A 19,641-nucleotide genomic window follows, 5' to 3' on the forward strand; every position below is an offset into this window, starting at 1 on the left:
AAGGTGTTTAGAGGGACTAAGGAGGAATTTATAATGGCTAGGTACACAAAAGAAGATATTTTCCGTTTGGCGAAAGAAGAGAATGTAAAGTATATCCGTCTGCAATTTACGGACCTTTTAGGGGTAATTAAAAACGTAGAAATTCCAGTGAGCCAATTAACAAAAGCTCTTGATAACAAAATGATGTTTGATGGATCTTCTATTGAAGGTTTCGTACGTATTGAAGAATCTGATATGTATTTATATCCGGATTTAGATACTTGGGTAATTTTCCCTTGGACAGCTGAAAAAGGTAAAGTAGCTCGTTTAATCTGTGATATTTACAATGCTGATGGTACTCCATTTGATGGCGACCCACGTAACAACTTAAAGCGTGTGTTAAAAGAAATGGAAGCATTAGGATTCTCAGATTTCAATCTTGGACCAGAGCCAGAATTCTTCCTATTTAAAGTTGATGAAAAAGGAAATCCAACATTAGAGTTAAACGATAACGGTGGATACTTCGACCTTGCGCCGATGGATCTAGGGGAAAACTGTCGTCGTGATATCGTTCTTGAACTTGAAGAAATGGGCTTTGAAATTGAAGCATCTCACCATGAGGTTGCGCCAGGTCAACATGAAATTGACTTTAAATATGCAAATGCAATTCGCTCATGTGATGACATTCAAACATTCAAGCTTGTTGTAAGAACGATTGCTCGTAAACATGGTTTACACGCAACATTTATGCCGAAACCATTATACGGTGTGAACGGTTCAGGTATGCACTGTAACTTATCACTATTTAAAAATGGTGAGAACGTATTCTTCGACCAAAACGGTGATTTACAATTAAGTGATGATGCTCGTCACTTCATCGCAGGTATTTTAAAACATGCACCAGCATTTACAGCGGTAGCAAACCCAACTGTAAACTCTTACAAGCGTTTAGTACCTGGATATGAAGCTCCATGTTACGTAGCATGGTCTGCACAAAATCGTAGTCCATTAGTGCGTATCCCTGCATCTCGTGGTATTAGTACACGCGTAGAAGTACGTAGTGTTGACCCAGCTGCAAACCCATATTTAGTAATGGCTACATTATTAGCAGCAGGTCTTGACGGAATTAAAAACAAATTAACTCCGCCAGCTGCAGTAGATCGTAACATCTATGTAATGACAAAAGAAGAGCGCGAAGAAGCAGGTATCGTTGACTTGCCAGCAACATTAGCGCAAGCGTTAGTTATTTTACAATCTAATGAAATCGTATGTGGCGCATTAGGTGATCATTTACTTGAGCACTTCATTGAAGCAAAAGAAATTGAGTGGGATATTTTCCGCACGCAAGTTCACCAATGGGAACGCGATCAATATATGTCTCTATACTAAGAGAGAAAAAAACCCTAATACTACGGTATTAGGGTTTTTTCGTCATTTATCTACAGTGAAAAAACACGAATATTGTCGCAATTTTTTTAGTGTCATCAGGAAGTAATTTAGTGAAAATAATTTGTGTTGACTCGTTCTGTATAAAGAACTAAAATGGCATTAACTAGAAATGTTTGTATATTAAAAAGAATGAAAATATTGTTTTTTTCTTAAGTTTTCGATGTCAATTTCAAGTTGAAGCTCATTGGTTTTAAATGAGGAGGGAAGTTATGGATAAGGAAATAAATTTGAAAAATCTATTTACTATTATACGGAAAAGAATTTGGATCATTCTATTATTTACAACTCTCACAACAGTAGCAGGAGCGATGTATACTATATATGTAAAAACACCATTATATGCCTCTTCAGCAAGGGTTATTGTTCAAGCTAATGCTGAAACGATGAATACATTGAAAGCGATGGTAAATGAGCCTGTAATATTAGAAAAAGTGGCTGCTGAATTGAATATTAACAGATCTGCAGGTGCATTAAGTGGACAAATAAGTACAGAAAGTGTGCAAGGGTCCCAGATTATGAGAATAAATGTAGTGGATATAGATCCTATGCTTGCTCATAAAATTGCAAATACTACAGCCGCTGTTTATAAGAAAGAAGTAGCGAATATACTGAATTTTAATAATGTGAGTATATTACCAGAAGACCCAGTTCAAAAACATTCTATGCCTATAAATATAAATCACTTTAAGACGATACTAATTGCATTCTCTATAGGTATGGTGCTCAGTATTGGATTCATTTTTTTATTGGATTCACTTGATGAGAGAATCAAATCGGAACGGCGAATTGAACAATTGTTAGATGTCCCTGTTTTGGGCGGAATATCTAAAATGAATAGAAAAAATGTGAAAGACAAATTCAGTAAAAAAAATACGGTATTATTGGGGGAGGGAACGGAGTGGCTTACAAAAATAGACGAAAAACAAATAAAGTTAAAGGAGAAAGTATAATTGTACATACCGCTCCAAGATCGAAAATTTCGGAGCAGTATCGTTCGCTTCGAACAAACCTTCAATTATCTTCATCTATTCATAAAAGCAGAACTATAGTTATTACTTCTCCGAGGTATGGTGAAGGAAAATCAACGATTACAGTTAATTTAGCAGTCTCAATAGCACAAAAAGGTGAAAAAGTATTGGTAATAGATGCAAATTTACGAACACCAACGATTCATGAAATGTTTGGAGTAGAAAATACAGTTGGATTAATTGATATATTGAACGGAAAAACAACTTTAGAGGGCGCCGTGAAAAAAACAGAGATGGAAAGTCTGGATGTATTAACTAGCGGACCGGTACCATTCAATCCATCCGAAGTACTTAGTTCGAGTGCAATGGATATGTTAGTTCAAAATGCAATGGAACGATATGATATTATATTATTTGATTCTTCTCCTGTACTAGAAGTAACAGATACAAGTGTATTGGCTGATAAGTGTGAAGGTGTATTATTGGTGATACGTTACAATCATACTGTGAATGAAGATGCGCTTGAAACGAAAAGGGCGTTAAGTTTTACGAAAAGTAGGATATTAGGTGCGATTTTGAATGGAAAAGTATAAATAACATAAATGTACTTTTTTAAAAAAATATCCTTATATTAAGATGTTCTTTATAAAGAATTTTTTTAAAGAGCTACGATGTGGTGATGTCTCCTTACCGCTATCAACGGAGGCACTCGATTATGCTGTGGGTTGTGAAAACAACCTTAGATGCGAGTCATCAAGAGTGTAATGTGAGGGAGGGTTAGATGCCCCTATTTTATTAAAGTTTCTAACTATGTGTTTTTAATAAAGAGAATATAGTTAGCAACTTTAAATTTGAAAGAGTTAAGTATGGAATTGATTAAAGGAGGAAGTTACATGACGTATCGACGGAGGATATCGTTATTGCTTTTAATGGATTCAATGATTGTGTTAAGTGCTATTTTCTTTAGTTATTTCTTTGTAAATGCTAGCTTTAGTGTTATCACTTTATCATCAATTATTAGCTCTATCACTCTATTAGTCAGTCATCATTTATTTGCTTTAATATATAAGTTGTATAATAAAGATTGGGAATATGCAAGTATAGGAGAATTACTCATTATATGCAAAGTTGTTACATTTTCTATAATTGCTACAGCAGTTGTGCAGCAACTAATCATGCAAAAAATGTATTTTCGGCTGTTAGTTGTAACTTGGATGATTCATATTTTATTAATTGGTGGTTCACGTTTTATATGGAGAATGTACAGAGATATTTATTATGTAAAAAAGGGTGATAAAAAAAGAACGTTAATTGTTGGTGCGGGATCTCGTTGGGACAATGGTTGCAAGGCAGCTGTTAAAGAATAGTGCTGCCGAATTAATGCCAGTCGCATTTATTGATGATAATGTAAAAAAACATAACCTTGATATTTGGGGTATTCCAGTAATTGGTGGTAAGAATCAAATTGAGTACGTTGTTAAAAAAATGAATATTGAAATAATAATTTTAGCAATTCCTTCATTAAACAAAAGAGAGCAAAATGTTATTTTGAAAAGATGTTTAAAAACAGAAGTGAAAACTCAAATTCTTCCGATGTTAGAAGACTTAGTAACGGGTAAAGTATCGGTGAACGAATTCAGAGATGTTCAAGTAGAAGATTTATTAGGGCGCGATCTTGTAGAACTTGATGTGGATGTTATTTCAGATTATATAACTAACAAAGTTATTTTAGTTACTGGTGCAGGAGGTTCAATTGGTTCGGAAATTTGTAGACAAATTGCAAAATTTAGGCCGAAAAGGTTGATTTTACTAGGGCATGGGGAGAACAGTATTTATTCTATAGAAATGGAATTAAACAGAAAATATGGAGATATGAAAGGCACGTTTATTCCTGAAATCGCAGATATACAAGATGAAAAAAAGATGAATTTAATAATGAATAAACATCTTCCAAATGTTGTATATCATGCAGCTGCACATAAACATGTACCACTAATGGAGAATAATCCTGAAGAGGCTGTTAAAAATAATTTGATTGGAACTATGAATGTATCAGAGGCAGCGAGAGCACATGGAGTAGGAACGTTTGTTATGATTTCCTCTGATAAAGCTGTGAATCCGACGAGTGTTATGGGAGCAACAAAGAAATTAGCTGAGATGGTAATTCAACATAAAGATAAAATAAGTCATACAAAGTTTGTTACTGTACGCTTTGGGAATGTCTTAGGAAGTAGAGGGAGTGTTATACCTTTATTTAAGAAGCAAATTCAAAATGGTGGACCAGTTACAGTTACTCATCCTGATATGGTTCGGTATTTTATGACAATCCCGGAAGCATCAAGACTCGTAGTGCAAGCTGGTGCTTTAGCTAAAGGTGGAGAGATTTTTGTATTGGACATGGGAGAACCAGTGAAAATAGTCGACCTTGCCAAAAATCTTATTCGATTATCAGGAAATTCTGTGGATGAAATAGGAATAGAATTTACTGGTATACGCCCAGGGGAGAAACTTTTTGAAGAATTACTAAAAGAAGATGAAATGAATGAAAAGCAAATTTATCCGAGGATTTACGTAGGACAAGAAATGAATGTTCGTATAGAAGAAATTGAAGAGTTTATTTCAAGTTATACAGATTTAAACGAAGTAGAATTAAGAAAACGATTGTTAAAGTTAGTAAATCAGCGTAAAACTTTAAAACTGTTAATACCTGTATCAGGTTAATAGAAAAAATTTATATAAGACGGGTGCGTGGGATGGTGTCTAAAAAAGTTCTGTTTTGTGCAACTGTAGATTATCATTTTAAGGCTTTTCATTTACCGTATTTGAAATGGTTTTCAGAACAAGGATGGGAAGTACATGTTGCAGCGAATGGGAATATACATCTTCCGTACGTAACTCGAAAATATAATATTCCTATTCAAAGATCACCTCTTAGTATACAAAACCTCCACGCATATAAAAAACTAAAATCAATTATTGATCAAAATAAATATCATATCATTCATTGTCATACGCCTATGGGAGGAGTAATTGCTCGGTTAGCTGCTCAGAAAGCCAGGCGGCAAGGAACGAAAGTCGTATATACAGCACATGGATTTCACTTTTGTAAAGGATCACCGTATATGAATTGGTTGCTTTATTATCCAATTGAAAGAATTCTAGCTTCTCATACGGATTGTCTAATAACAATTAACCAAGAAGATTATGATTTAGCAGTTAAACATCGCTTTCCAGTGAGAGATATTAAGCTAGTTCACGGTGTAGGAATAGATGTACAACGGTTTACTCCTGTAACTGAAATTGAGAAACGAGAATTAAAGCTACAATGTGGCTATAAATCACAAGATTTTTTAATGTTTTATGCTGCTGAATTTAATAAGAATAAAAATCAAAACTTTTTAATCCATGTATTAGCACAATTGAAAAATGAAATGCCACATGCGAAGCTTTTGCTTGCTGGCGAAGGACCGTTAATGGAAGAGTGTAAAAAAATAGCTACTCAACTAGGAGTGACTAACATGGTTCATTTTCTCGGTTACAGAAATGATATAGCTTCCTTACTACAGATGTCTGATCTTGCAGTTGCATCTAGTTACAGGGAAGGTTTGCCAGTTAATATTATGGAAGCCATGGCTTGTGGACTTCCGGTTGTAGCTACTGATAACCGGGGACATAGGGAATTGATTATTAATAATAAAAATGGTTGGATTGTAGATCGTAATGATATAAAAGCAATGGCTGACAGGATAAAGGGTATTTCTATAAACCCTAAAGTATTAGCTCAGATGGGGCAGTATGGATGTACTAGTATTAAAAATCAATATTCAGTAAATGAAGTGTTAAAGGAGAAACAAGAAATCTATACAACATTTATGGGTGAAATGGAGGATTTAAATTGGGTACTCCATTAAGAGTATTACATGTAGTCGTAAATATGAATAGAGGCGGAGCAGAAACTTTAATTATGAATTTATATCGCAATATAGATCGTTCCAAAGTTCAATTTGATTTTTTAACATGTAAAGAAGGAGTGTTTGATGAAGAAATAGTAAAGTTAGGTGGAAAAGTTCATAGAATTCCATATGTTACGGATGTTGGTCATAGAGGCTATATAAAGGCATTAAATACCTTCTTTAGCTCTCATCCACAATATAAAATCGTTCATTCACATATGGATAAAATGAGTGGATTAGTACTTCGTTCAGCTAAAAAAGCAAGGGTACCAGTTAGGATTGCGCATAGTCACAATACTAGTAGTGAAGGTGGTGCTACTGCAAAAATCTATAAATGGTATGCAGGAAAATCTATAGGTACATGTGCAACGCATTTGTTAGCATGCTCAAATGCAGCTGCGAGATGGTTATTTGCAGATAAAGCTGATACAGCCAAAATCTTAAAAAATGGAATTGATTGTGATAGATTTTTGTTCCGTCCTGAAATAAGAAAACAAGTAAGAAAGGAATTACAAATTGAACAGGAAGCGTTTGTTATAGGTCATGTCGGAAGATTCGCTTATCAAAAAAATCATACCTATCTTATAGATTTATTTGCTCAGTTAACTCAATTTCGGCCAAATTCAATACTTTTATTAGCTGGAGAAGGGCCGCTTCGTTTGGAAATGGAAAAAAAGGTAAAAGATTTGAACATGGAGAATCACATAAGGTTTCTGGGGGTACGAAGTGATATAGAAAGGATACTTCAAGCATTTGATGTATTTGTTTTTCCGTCTATTCATGAGGGATTACCAGTCACACTTGTAGAGGCGCAAGGGGTTGGTTTACCTTGTATCATATCGGATGCTATTACGAAAGAAGTGGATTTGGGAATGAATCTAGTTGAACATGTTCCTCTAGCAGATAAAATGGCTTGGATAGAAAAAATGAAAAATATAGAAATTAGTAATTTTCCGAGGGAAATACCAGCTCAAGTATTTTGGGAGAAAGGCTACGATATAAAACATACGGCAGAATTAACTCAAGACTATTATTCCGTACTTTCGAGGTGAGTAATTTGGAAAATTTAACAATTTTCACCCCTACTTATAATAGAGCATATTGTCTTCAAAATTGTTATGAGAGTTTAAAACGTCAAACATGCAAGAACTTTGTATGGCTCATTATAGATGATGGATCTAGTGATCACACGAAAGAGTTGGTGAATAATTGGATTTTCGAGGGACATATAAAAATAAGGTATCATTGGCAACCAAATCAAGGGATGCATGGTGCTCATAATACAGCATATGGGTTAATTGAAACGGAGTTAAATGTTTGTATTGATTCTGATGATTATATGCCAGATGATGCCGTAGAGAAAATTATTTCTTTTTGGAATAGCTATGGAAGTGATGAAGTTAGTGGGATAATCGGACTAGATTTGTATATAGATGGACAAATAATTGGCTCGGAGTTACCAGAAAACCTTAAATATTCCACGTTGTTTAATCTTTACAATAAACATGGTGTCACAGGTGATAAAAAATTGGTCTATCGCACAGAATTGACTAAGAAATATCCATACCCAATTTTTAAAAATGAAAAATATGTTGGATTAGCATATAAATATTATATGTTAGATCAGCAGTATGAGATGTTACTGATGAACGAACCTCTTTGCTATGTTGAATACATGCCTGACGGTTCATCAATGAATATGCTAAATCAATATCGTAAAAATCCAAGAGGTTTTGCTTTTTATCGTAAGGAACTTATGAAATTACCATTTACTAATCGAGTATTCAAGTATAGGCAAGCTGTACATTATGTATCTAGTAGTTTTATAGCGAAAAATAAAAGATTTATGCAAGAGTCGCCATGCAAAGGTCTTACGATTTGCGCATTGCCATTTGGAGTTATTCTTTATAGTTACATTACAATGAAAACAAGAATGGAAGTAAATATATAGGGATTTACTTAGTAAGTAAATGAGAGGACATAATAATGACTATACTTTGGATGAATCTTTTTATCGTATTCATACTCGCATTTTTTGCAAGGTATTTTGCTATACCTGTAACTAATAATTTTACATTGATAAAGCCAAATAGATTATTGGTTTTAATGGCGGCTCTATCACTTGTATTGGTAGCGGGACTTCGGAATAATATTGGGGATACTTATTTTTATATGCATGCATATAAAATAACGGAGTTTAATTGGGAGTATGTTCAAACTAACAAAGACATGGGCTTTAATATTTTTCAAATGGTTTTGAAAAAATATGCGGATGATCCTCAAGTAATGGTTTTTACTACAGCATTGATAACAAATGTACTGATTGTAGCAACACTATATAAATATTCAAGACTAATTGAATTGAGTTTATATGTTTATATTACGTCGGGTATGTATTTAACATCAATGAATGGGATTAGACAATATTTAGCCGCTGCAATTATTTTTGCTGCCACAAAATATATTTTTGAAGGAAAATGGAAAAAATATATGGCAATTGTATTATGCGCATCAACATTTCATGCAAGTGCATTAGTTCTTATGCCAATCTACTTTTTTGTAAGAAAAAAAGCCTGGTCAGGAACGACATATTTGCTTCTTTTTTTAGCAGTATGTGTAGTTATAGGTTTTAATCAGTTTTCGGAAGTTTTATTTTCGGCAATTGGAAATACTCAATATGGTCAATATAAGGAATTTCATGAAGGTGGTGCCAATATACTTAGGGTTGCTGTGAGTATAGTGCCAATTATACTGGCTTACCTTGGGAAAGATAAAATGAGGGCGTTATTCCCTGAAAGTGATTATATTGTAAATATGTCTATATTAGGTCTTATTTTTATGATTATTTCAACACAAAATTGGATATTTGCTAGATTCTCCATATATTTTGGATTGTATCAGTTAATATTAATCTCTTGGGTTGTGAAGTCATTTACAGATAAAGATCAAAAGTTGATTTATTATGCAGTTCTAGTGTGCTATTTTATTTATTTTGTATATGAACATGTAATTACTCTGGGAATTATCTATAAGAGCAACCTACTTTGATAATAAAGTGCAAGATGCTGGGAGAGGATTGTTAAATGGGGATAGATTCTAAGCTTAGACCTAAAAATAAAAAGAAGGTTTTACACATTGTCAGCGCTCTGAATCGCGGGGGAGCTGAAACGTTACTAATGAATATATATAGGAAAATAGATAAGAGGCAGCTTCAGTTTGATTTTGTATCTCATCGAAATGAGAAAAATGATTATGAAGATGAAATAATGGCGTTAGGTGGGAGAATATATAAGGTACCTAGTTTAGGACAAATAGGACCTTTTTCCTATGTTAAAGAACTTGTGAAAATTATGTCGGATAATCAATATGAAGTTGTACATGCACATACGGATTATCAAGGTGGTTTCGTTGCTGTAGCGGCAAAAATAGCTGGTATAAAAAAGAGGATTTGTCATTCGCATAGTAATAATTGGCCACAAGACTCTGGAATAAAAGCAAGAGTTATCCTAAAGGTTTTGCAATCTATTATTAAATATGCTGGAACTAATTATTGTGCGTGCAGCGTTGAAGCAGCACGTTTTTTATTTGGCGAAAGGATGCTTCATAGTGAGAGGATAGAACTAATTAAAAACGGTATAGATATTAATCAATTTACTGATATAGACGCTGGGAGTAGTGTCAGCGTAAGAAGGGAACTTAATATACCGAATGCAACAAAATTAATAGGACATATAGGAAGTTTTTCAGAGTCAAAGAATCATATTTTTATCCTAAAAGTTTTAAAGCAAATTTTAAAACGAGATTCAAATTTTGTTGCTATTTTAGTAGGAGATGGCCCGTTAAGGATTTCTATTGAATTAAAAGCAAAGCAATTAGGGATTTTTGAAAATATTAGATTTTTGGGGGTTAGGAAGGATATTCCACGACTCATGAAGAGTTTTGATGTTTTTATTTTTCCTTCTTTGTTTGAGGGGTTTGGTATTGTAACTTTAGAAGCGCAATCTGCAGGTGTACCATGTGTTGTAGCAGATACGCTACCTAATAATACTGATATGGGGTTAGGGATAATGTCATTTGTTGACTTAGATGAAGAAATTGAAATATGGTGTAAAGAAATTTATAAAGCCTTGTTAAAAGAAAGACCTGACAGGGAATTCATAATTAACAATATATCGAAATTAGGCTTTGATATTAACGATAACATTTACGAGTGGCTATCGTTATATGGAATTGTGCGCAAGGAAGAAATAGGATAATCTAATTTATTTTCATTTTATATGTCTGATGTATAAGGAGATTTGTTGAGCGTAACAGCAAAATACAAATATAAAATGAGGAAGAGAAATCAATAATAGATTTTGTGAGGTATCCTATAATGAAAAAGAAAAGAATATTAATTACATCTTTTGATATGGAAATTGGTGGAGTAGAAAGAAGTTTGATTGGTTTATTAAATACAATTGATTACAGTAAGTATGATATAGATTTAATGTTATTTAAACATGAAGGTGGATTTTTCTCTTTACTACCTAAAGAGCCGAATTTATTAGAGGAATTGCAACAATATACTACTTTTAGAAAATCAATTAAGCAGATATTACAAGAAGGGCATTACTCAATTGGGATTACTAGGATAATAGGGAGAATTATGGGCGTTATGCATGGGCGATATGTAAATAGTAAAGAACCTGGATACTTCGTCATTCAATATGGATGGAGAATATCTCTTCCATTTCTTCCAAAGTTGCGAGAAGAGTACGATGTTGCGATAAGTTTTTTATGGCCGCATTATTTTATAGGGGATAAAGTTCGAGCGAAAAGAAAAATTGGGTGGATTCATACTGATTATTCGAACATACAACTTAACAAAGAAATGGAATGTAAAATGTGGAGGAAAATGGATGATATTGTGGCGGTTTCCGAAAGTTGTAGAGATACATTCCTGAATAGTCTGCCTTATATTAATAAAAAGGTGCAAGTGATAGAAAATATAATAGATTCTGAATTTGTTCGCGAACAATCTAATGAAGGAGATATTACTCAGGAAATACCAATAAATAGAGAGCGAATCAAGTTAGTTACTGTTGCTAGACTTTCTCATGCTAAGGGAATTGATGACGCTATATATGCGCTTAGAAAACTATTAGATCAAGGGTATGATATCGAGTGGTACATAGTTGGATATGGGCCTCAAGAAGCGGAACTTAAATTGTTGATAGATAAATTAGGACTTCAAGATGAATTTGTTTTACTAGGTAAGAAGATTAATCCGTACCCGTACATAAAAGCATGTGATATTTATGTACAACCTTCTAGATACGAAGGGAAGGCAGTAACAGTTCGGGAAGCGCAAATTCTTAAGAAACCAGTATTAATAACTAATTTTTCAACTGCCAAAAGTCAGCTGGAGAACGGGGTAGATGGATATATTTGTCCAATGGGTATAAAGGGAATTGTCGAAGGAATAAAAAAAATGATTGATGATGTTGAATTCAGAAGTGAAATTGTTAATAATGTAAGCCAAAAAAATTATGGTAATGAAATAGAAGTGGAAAAGATATATAGGTTAATTGAATTAGAATAGATTAAGTTATAAAACTAAAAAATCTTTTACTATTTATAAAAGATACTTGGGGGAATTATTTTTATGGAGAATGTTTTAGTATTAGATACATCGGTAGGTTCTCTTAACAAGGGTGACGATATAATAATGAAATGTGTAAAGCATCATCTTTCTGATATAACTAAAAATGCATATGTTTTAACATTACCTACTCATGTTTCACCTTTTCATTGGTACCAAGTAGCGAGAAAATCAAATAGGGTAAAGATTTATAGTGATGCGAAATATAAGTTTGTAGGTGGTTCGAATTTGCTAGCAATGGATATGTTTACGCACTTTCCGCAGTGGAATATTAATATATTTAATTATGGTCCTTTAAAGGGGAGTATTCTGGTTGGAGTTGGTGCAGGAAAAGGGAATAAAATAAATCCCTATACAAAAATGTTATATAGAAAAGTTTTATCACATGAATATATACACAGCGTTAGAGATGAAAGAACAAAAAAATTTTAGAAGAAATGGGCTTTAAAGCTCTAAATACTGGTTGTGCAACTTTGTGGTCTTTTACGCATGATTTTTGTAGGGGAATTCCAAGTGGAAAATCGGAATCGGTTGTTTTTACACTAACCCATCATTCTAAAAATCGTGAAAAAGATCAATTATTGATAGATACACTTAACAAAAGTTATGAAAATGTCTATTTTTGGATACAAGACGCTGATGATTTTGAATATTTAAAAACTTTAGAGGGTATACAGGACATAAAAATTATACCTCCTACTATAGAGGCGTATGAAAAAATCCTAAATACAGCCGTCGATTATATTGGAACACGTTTACATGGCGGCATATTTGCTATGCGTCATAAAAAACGTGCAATAATTATCTCCATAGATGAAAGAGCTAAGGGGATGGGCGAAACGTATAATTTAAATCTGATTGATAGGGAAGATTTAAATAATCTTGAAAAAATGATAAATTCAGAGTTTATCACGGATGTTCAAGTGAATTTTGATGTAGTAAATCAATGGTTAAAACAGTTCTCTAATTAATAAATGTACTTTGATAAAAATGGCGATTTATTAGGAGGCTCAAATGAATAGTATAATTCTCGATAAAATTGTCGTAAGAAATAATAGAGTTGATTATTCTTTTAGTATTAAGGGGGATTTACAAAAGTATTTTAAGACAAGTAATCATATGTTTCTTGAATATAACTATGATGTATCTGATATCCCTTTAAGTATTTTGGCTATTCCGTTTGTTGCAAATGTAGTTCCTCTTGTATGGATTACTAATTCAACAATAGTAATAAATGAACTAGATAAATCTTTTTATATTTGTTTAAATAATATAAAAAATGCATATCAAAACATGTTTCCTGGTGTGAAATTTAAAGGATCCGTGGATGTAGGAGAAATTATTGATAATGTTTACATTCCGGAATTTGAAGCGGCATCTTTATTTAGTGGGGGATTAGATGCACTTACTACATTTATAAGAATAAAAGATAAAAACCCCTTGCTAGTTACTGAATATGGATGGCATGAAAATGAAATAGAGGGTAGTAAAGTATGGGAGGCAGATAAAGAAAATGCCATAAATTTTGTAAAGGATAATGGACTAGAAAATATTTTTATACAATCCAACTATGGGACCTTTATAATTGCAGGGAACATTGACCATGATTTTAGAGAAAAGTTAAACGATACATGGTGGCATGGATTGCATCATGGTCTAGCAATAATATCTGCAGCTATTCCAATAGCTTTTAAACTTAAGATAAAATGTATATACATTGCAAGCTCTAATTCTCCATTATATCAAGTTACTTGTGCATCTGATCCAACTGTGGATAATGAAATAAAATATGCATCTGGAACAGTATTTCATGATGGATACGAACTTACTAGGCAAGAAAAGATTAAAGTTGTTGTGGACCATTATTCAGCTAGTAAAGAACCTGTTAATATCAGGGTATGTTTTAAAAATGAAGAAAATTGTTGTAAATGTGAAAAATGTTTAAGAACAATTATGGGAATTATTGCTGAAGGGAGAGATCCTCGTGAATATGGTTTTAATATTCCAAGTAATCTTTATCAGTACGTTAAAACTTCTTTAAATAGTGAGGTGAAGTTTTTTACTAATACATTCATTGAAATGTATTGGAATTTAATCCAAGTGCGAATGAAACAAAATTGTGATTGTATTACAGATGAAAATTTACTAAATTGGTTTCTAGATTATGATTTCAAGGCGCAACGAAGAAAAGCGTTATTAAAATACAGGATAACAAAGTTTTTCCCTATTTTAAAGAGGAAGATTAGTGCCAAATTTAGTAGAGTGGGTACGCAAAACAACTAAAATATAGAAGGTATTACGATGAGAATACAAAATTCCTTAAAAAATATTTTATTCGGTTTGTCTGGACAAATAATTAGTATTGGCATGGGATTTGTTGTTCGAACTGTTTTTATTTATACACTCGGTATAGAATATTTAGGTGTGGATGGGCTTTTTACAAGTATACTATTGATGTTTTCCCTAGCTAATTTAGGCTTTGATACAGCTATAATTTATAGTTTATATAGGCCATTAGCTGAGAAGGATATCTATAAAATACAGGCATTAATGAATTTATATCAAAAAGCATACAGATTAATAGGAGTAGTAGTTTTATTATTAGGGTTATCTCTATTACCATTTCTTGATTATTTAGTGAATGCAGATACTATGATTAAAGACATTAACATTATCTATCTTTTATTTTTAATAAGTTCGGTGTCATCATATTATTTTGTATATAAGCAATCTATTATTATTGCTGATCAAAGTAACTATATCATTTCTAAAATACACACTTTGTTCATAATTATATCTAACGCATTACAAATTGTTTTATTAATAATTATTAGTGATTACATTGTAGTACTGATAGTTCAATTAACATTGAAAGTAATTGAGAATGTATATATTGCAAATAAGGCAAATAAATTATATCCATTTTTAAAAGAAAAAAATAATGCGAAATTATCTAAGGCAGACAGACGAGAGTTTTTTGAGAATTTGTATTCTTTGTTACTATATAAAATTAGTGGTGTAGTAATTAATGCAACAGATAATATAATTATATCGAAATTCATTGGAATTATTTGGGTTGGTGTGTATTCAAATTATTTGTTGATCTTAAATACATTAAATACCTTATTAGGCTATTTGTTTTATTCTATCACTGCTAGTGTTGGAAATTTGAATGTGAAAGAAAATGTAGAAAAAAATATTTTATTTTTCGTGTAATTAACTTTTTTAATTTTTGGATATATGGATTTTTTACAGTTTGCCTTTGGAATTTGATAAATCCATTTATAACACTCTGGTTAGGTGAGGAATATGTGTTTAATAAGTATGTATTATTTTTCATATTACTTAATTTTTTCACTTCAGGAATGCAAAATACAACTACAATTTTTAGAGAAACCACAGGTTTATTTAAAAAAGGGAAGTATAGACCTATCATAGCGGCAATTATAAATATTGTAGTTTCTATAATTCTCGCGAAACAAATAGGAATAGCAGGAGTGCTTTTAGGGACTGTTATTAGTAGATTATGTACTTACTTTTGGTATGATCCTTATATTATATTTAAAATGATTTTTAAAAAATCTGTAAAAGTATATTTTATTAGATATACTTTGTTTGTAGTGCTTGTATTATTTTCTGTTATAGCAACGGATTTTATTGGTTATATTTTTCACATAAATATATTTATGGACATGGTAATACGTAGTATTTTGTGCCTGATTATTCCGAATTTGATCTTTTGGATGGTATTTAAAGAGGCGGAAGAGTATAGATATTTCCTTAATTTAACCCGAATATTAATAAAAAAAATAAAGTCGAAAATATTAACTCGGAAAGTTTCGAATGATAATTATCCATAAATTATTATTTTATTTTTTCCATATCACAGTAAAGAATGCTTTATTTACGGAAGAGATTTTAGGTTGTTCTGAAAATAATAGTAGGGGAGTTATGTATAAAGAGCATAGTGTCTTTTTAATAAAATTGTAAGTTTAAATAGTATAAATAAAAGGGTATTGAAATAAAAACAGCTAGTAAGAATAGATCTATTTAGGAAGGAGAAAGGAATTGTGAAAAGACTTTCTAAATAGTGGATCTCTAAAAACAATAAAAAGTGATGTTACTTCTCTTATATCCAATCAATTTACCTTATGAAACATAAGATGTAGAAAAGCAAAAAAGAGGTGTGAATTGATGTGGAGAAGAAGGGATAATCTTGGGAATTTGAATGATTTAGATTTGGTGTCCAAGCCTCCTTTTCATAATGACATTTTAACTTATGATAGTACGCAATTAAAATGGATTCCAAAATCATTTGAAGCTACAAATTCTACAAGTATATATGTATTAGAATTAGATAGATGGGATGTTAAGAATGATGGGACTGATGCTATCAATACTTCCAAAGGTATTAATAATGCTTTAGTTTGGGCGGCTCAACAAGGTTATACGGAAGTTGTGTTACCTAGAGGAATATATTTGATTGATAAACAAACACCCATCGAACCACCAAGTCATTTAACTTTGAATCTAAACGGTTCAACATTAAAAATGGAAACAAATAATTTGACTGGATATGCAATTATAAGTTTTCGTAGAAATCAAGTATATTCTAGGATAACAAATGGTATTATCCAAGGAGATAGATATACACATGATTATTCTAGTGGGGGAACACATGAGGCAGGGTACGGCATTGAATTGGGGAGTTTTACTCCACCTGCTGATGGGGGGAACAATACACGGTTTGTATCTTTAGATAATCTAGATATTTTAGATTGTACAGGAGATGCCATTACACTGAACAGTACTTTTGGGCAGATTTCACCTTTTCCTACAGCATTAGCAAGTTCATTTGAACAGGGAGCAATTAATACAACAGATGGTTCATTAGTAAGTAGTACAACAAAGATACGTTCCAATTTGCAAATTGATATGACCCAAGTGGCTATTTTAAAGTATGGTTACTTTGGATTATATGGAAATGGATTTGGAGCATTGGGTTCTGAAATAAAATGCGATTATTATGATGTCATTTTTTACACTTTAAATAATATATTTTTATCTTCAAAAACCAATGTACAATTCTTTGATGAAGTAGAAGTCCCTAATGGAGCAAGTTATGCTAAAATTGTTTTGCATCAAGGGAATGTTCCTGCTCCTGCAAATTGTTTAATAAATGTTCGGGTGCCTTCTTTTTCACAATATACTTATATAGAAAAATGTAATTTACATGATTGCCGTAGACAAGGGATTAGTGTATGTGGGGCAAAGAATGTATATATTCGAGATAATGATATTCATCACATCGCAGGTACCAATCCACAAAGTGGACTAGATATTGAAGATGGATATGATTTAAATCAATATATATACATTGAAAGAAATAATTTTCATGATAATAAAAATTATAATATTATTGTTGTAAATGGGAAATTTATCTATATATCGAATAATTCTATTATGAATACCATTTCAAATGCTTATGTTGGGCTATCTATTAATGGTGGTGCAGATAGGGTAATCGTAACAGGGAATAATATCCGATTAACCAAGGTCTCTTTGTTAGGAGATGTTATTTTTTCCAATAATTATGTATACGGAGCGCAAGTAAATGTTCAAGGTGTATATGTAAATCGACCTATTAATATATTAGATAATATTTTTTCTAATAGTAAAATGATTATTGATACCCCCTTTCCATATGCGGTTAAAGTTGATTCCTGTCGCTTTATAAACGATGCAGATAAACTAAATTCCTTGTCATCATTGTATCAGTGGACATTAGAGATGAAAAATGAGCCGCAAACTATCTCAAATTGTATATTTGAAGGACAAGACGTTTTGTATTTAAATTATGTACCAGTAGGAACAGTTAAATCAGGATGGATATTTGAAAATATTATATTTAATAATGTTAAAAACCCAACCTTAGTTGCAGGGACATATACAAATTGCTTTTTTAAGGACGTAACCTTTTTGGGGATAACAAGTACAGGAAGCACTTTAGAATTAAAAGATTGCAAGTTCTTTAGTATAGATAGAAATAACACGTTATTTACAGTGAATAACCTCAAAGCATTCAAGATGATGGATTGTCATATAGAAAAACCAAATGGTACGGTCTTGAATATTCAAAATGTATCTGATGAAATAGTGTTAAGGGGAAATACTATAAAAATTACAAATGATACTCTTCAGAGAGCTATTATTGTTTTGGATGCAGCGTTTACTGGTAAGCAAGTGATAATTCAAAATAATATTATAAATTCCACAAATTTGATGCAAGTTGGGATAGATAATAGAACAACGAGTATTACACCCCTAGTAGTAATTCAAAACAACGTGTTGAATAATGCGAAAATTACAATTACAGGGAGGGAATTTCTGCAAGGGAATATAGTTAATGGTGTAATAGATCCAAATTAATGCATGGTGATAATTAAATTTGAATAGTTTCAAAAAATTATGAGAAATGAAGTAGAGTGGCTCTTAATAAATATGTCCATAAAGTATTATATAATGGTACATGGAAGGATTTTGTCCAATGTAATTATTCGAAATAGTCTAATTCCTAATAGATAATAGGTTTATTGACTTTTAGTTACTACTATAGAATAGAGAAAAGCTATTATGTTTTTTATAAATATAATAGCTTTTTATTATTACGTTAACTGCATACTAAAAAATAGTGTGTAGGAGAATTTTTAAATAATAAATGGATTTTTTAATATACTACTAAGCGTTGTTTATAAAACTGTGTTTGTGAATATATTTTTTGAGATTTTTACAGTGTGTAATAGTCTCTTGGATAAGCATTTGGAAAAATATATTTTGCACCTATGTGTATTGCTTTCTTCTACTTATTAAGTTTTAAAGCTGTGTACTATAGAAAATGTTTGCAGGTGATAAGTAAAGAGAAATTGAATACAATTCTTTAATTACAACTTAAGAATACTTGATTTCAATCCGTAATGAATACTTTGTAGATTATTTAACTTTGGAAAAGCATTTGTAATAATTTAAGATGGGGGAATGATTGGTAATGAAGAGACTGTTTGATATCTTTATTTCTTTATTATTATTAATTTGCTTTTTTTCGTTATTCTTTTAGTAGCAATTATAGTTAAAACTCAGATAGGATCACCCATTTTATTTAGACAACAACGTCCAGGGTTACATGGAAAACCTTTTTATCTTTATAAATTTCGTACGATGACCAATGAGCGAGATAGTAATGGGGAGCTGTTACAAGATCACGCTAGATTAACTAAAGTTGGAAAATTTCTTAGAAAATATAGTTTAGACGAATTACCACAATTAATAAATGTACTAAAAGGTCAATTAAGTTTGGTGGGCCCCCGCCCATTATTAATAGAATATATGCCTTTATATTCGAAAGAGCAAGCTAAAAGGCATAATGTAAGACCTGGAATCACTGGATGGGCTCAAGTTAATGGAAGAAATAGTATCTCATGGGATGAGAAATTTAAATTAGATGTATGGTATGTTGAGAATCAAAATTTTCTTTTAGATTTGAAAATTTTATATCTAACTTTTAGTAAGGTTTTAAAGTCGGAAGGGATAACAAATAATAAGCATGTGACTATGCCAGTTTTTAAGGGGGAATCGAGCATGGGGGGAATAA

General features: G+C 31.8%; 11 protein-coding genes and 4 pseudogenes. All 15 read left to right on the forward strand.

Annotated elements, in window-relative coordinates; all coding sequences use genetic code 11:
* Nucleotides 1-33 precede the first annotated feature (33 nt).
* On the forward strand, nucleotides 34-1,368 hold the full coding sequence (gene glnA, locus JFU18_RS24610; RefSeq protein WP_201031632.1) for a type I glutamate--ammonia ligase: 1,335 nt from the start codon (nucleotides 34-36) through the stop codon (nucleotides 1,366-1,368).
* A gap of 269 nt (nucleotides 1,369-1,637) precedes the next feature.
* Nucleotides 1,638-2,378 (forward strand): YveK family protein, encoded by a 741-nt coding sequence (locus JFU18_RS24615; RefSeq protein WP_201034227.1) that lies wholly within the window; start codon nucleotides 1,638-1,640, stop codon nucleotides 2,376-2,378.
* Nucleotides 2,327-2,989, forward strand: a complete 663-nt coding sequence (locus JFU18_RS24620) for a CpsD/CapB family tyrosine-protein kinase (protein ID WP_137058042.1) — start codon at nucleotides 2,327-2,329, stop codon at nucleotides 2,987-2,989. The genes JFU18_RS24615 and JFU18_RS24620 overlap by 52 nt, the downstream gene beginning before the upstream one ends.
* A 300-nt stretch (nucleotides 2,990-3,289) precedes the next feature.
* Nucleotides 3,290-5,117: pseudogene (locus JFU18_RS24625) on the forward strand (polysaccharide biosynthesis protein).
* 32 nt (nucleotides 5,118-5,149) lie between these two features.
* Entirely contained in the window at nucleotides 5,150-6,307 is a 1,158-nt protein-coding gene (locus JFU18_RS24630) for a glycosyltransferase family 4 protein (protein ID WP_201034226.1), read from the forward strand.
* Nucleotides 6,292-7,401 carry a glycosyltransferase family 1 protein gene (locus JFU18_RS24635; protein WP_201034225.1) on the forward strand — a complete coding sequence of 370 codons (1,110 nt, stop codon included), beginning with the start codon at nucleotides 6,292-6,294 and terminating at the stop codon, nucleotides 7,399-7,401. The genes JFU18_RS24630 and JFU18_RS24635 overlap by 16 nt, the downstream gene beginning before the upstream one ends.
* 5 nt (nucleotides 7,402-7,406) lie before the next feature.
* On the forward strand, nucleotides 7,407-8,300 hold the full coding sequence (locus tag JFU18_RS24640) for a glycosyltransferase family 2 protein (protein WP_201031628.1): 894 nt from the start codon (nucleotides 7,407-7,409) through the stop codon (nucleotides 8,298-8,300).
* 35 nt (nucleotides 8,301-8,335) lie between these two features.
* A complete protein-coding gene (locus JFU18_RS24645; RefSeq protein ID WP_201034224.1) occupies nucleotides 8,336-9,397 on the forward strand; it encodes an EpsG family protein in 1,062 nt (353 codons plus the stop codon).
* Nucleotides 9,398-9,432: 35 nt separating this feature from the next.
* Entirely contained in the window at nucleotides 9,433-10,605 is a 1,173-nt protein-coding gene (locus tag JFU18_RS24650) for a glycosyltransferase family 1 protein (RefSeq protein ID WP_002128602.1), read from the forward strand.
* A gap of 119 nt (nucleotides 10,606-10,724) precedes the next feature.
* Complete coding sequence (locus JFU18_RS24655; RefSeq protein ID WP_002014461.1) at nucleotides 10,725-11,933, forward strand: glycosyltransferase; 1,209 nt, start codon at nucleotides 10,725-10,727, stop codon at nucleotides 11,931-11,933.
* Nucleotides 11,934-11,996: 63 nt separating this feature from the next.
* Nucleotides 11,997-12,964: pseudogene (locus tag JFU18_RS24660) on the forward strand (polysaccharide pyruvyl transferase family protein).
* A 43-nt stretch (nucleotides 12,965-13,007) separates the two neighbouring features.
* Nucleotides 13,008-14,276 carry a peptidase gene (locus JFU18_RS24665; RefSeq protein WP_137058050.1) on the forward strand — a complete coding sequence of 423 codons (1,269 nt, stop codon included), beginning with the start codon at nucleotides 13,008-13,010 and terminating at the stop codon, nucleotides 14,274-14,276.
* An 18-nt stretch (nucleotides 14,277-14,294) separates the two neighbouring features.
* Nucleotides 14,295-15,853, forward strand: a pseudogene (locus tag JFU18_RS24670) (lipopolysaccharide biosynthesis protein).
* A gap of 334 nt (nucleotides 15,854-16,187) precedes the next feature.
* On the forward strand, nucleotides 16,188-18,422 hold the full coding sequence (locus JFU18_RS24675; RefSeq protein ID WP_201034614.1) for a right-handed parallel beta-helix repeat-containing protein: 2,235 nt from the start codon (nucleotides 16,188-16,190) through the stop codon (nucleotides 18,420-18,422).
* Between the two features lie 616 nt (nucleotides 18,423-19,038).
* Nucleotides 19,039-19,636 (forward strand): annotated as a pseudogene (locus JFU18_RS24680) (sugar transferase); the annotation flags it as partial.
* Nucleotides 19,637-19,641 lie beyond the last annotated feature (5 nt).

The organism is Bacillus sp. TH22 (assembly GCF_016651015.1).
In the GTDB taxonomy this organism is placed as follows: Bacteria; Bacillota; Bacilli; order Bacillales; family Bacillaceae_G; genus Bacillus_A; species Bacillus_A mycoides.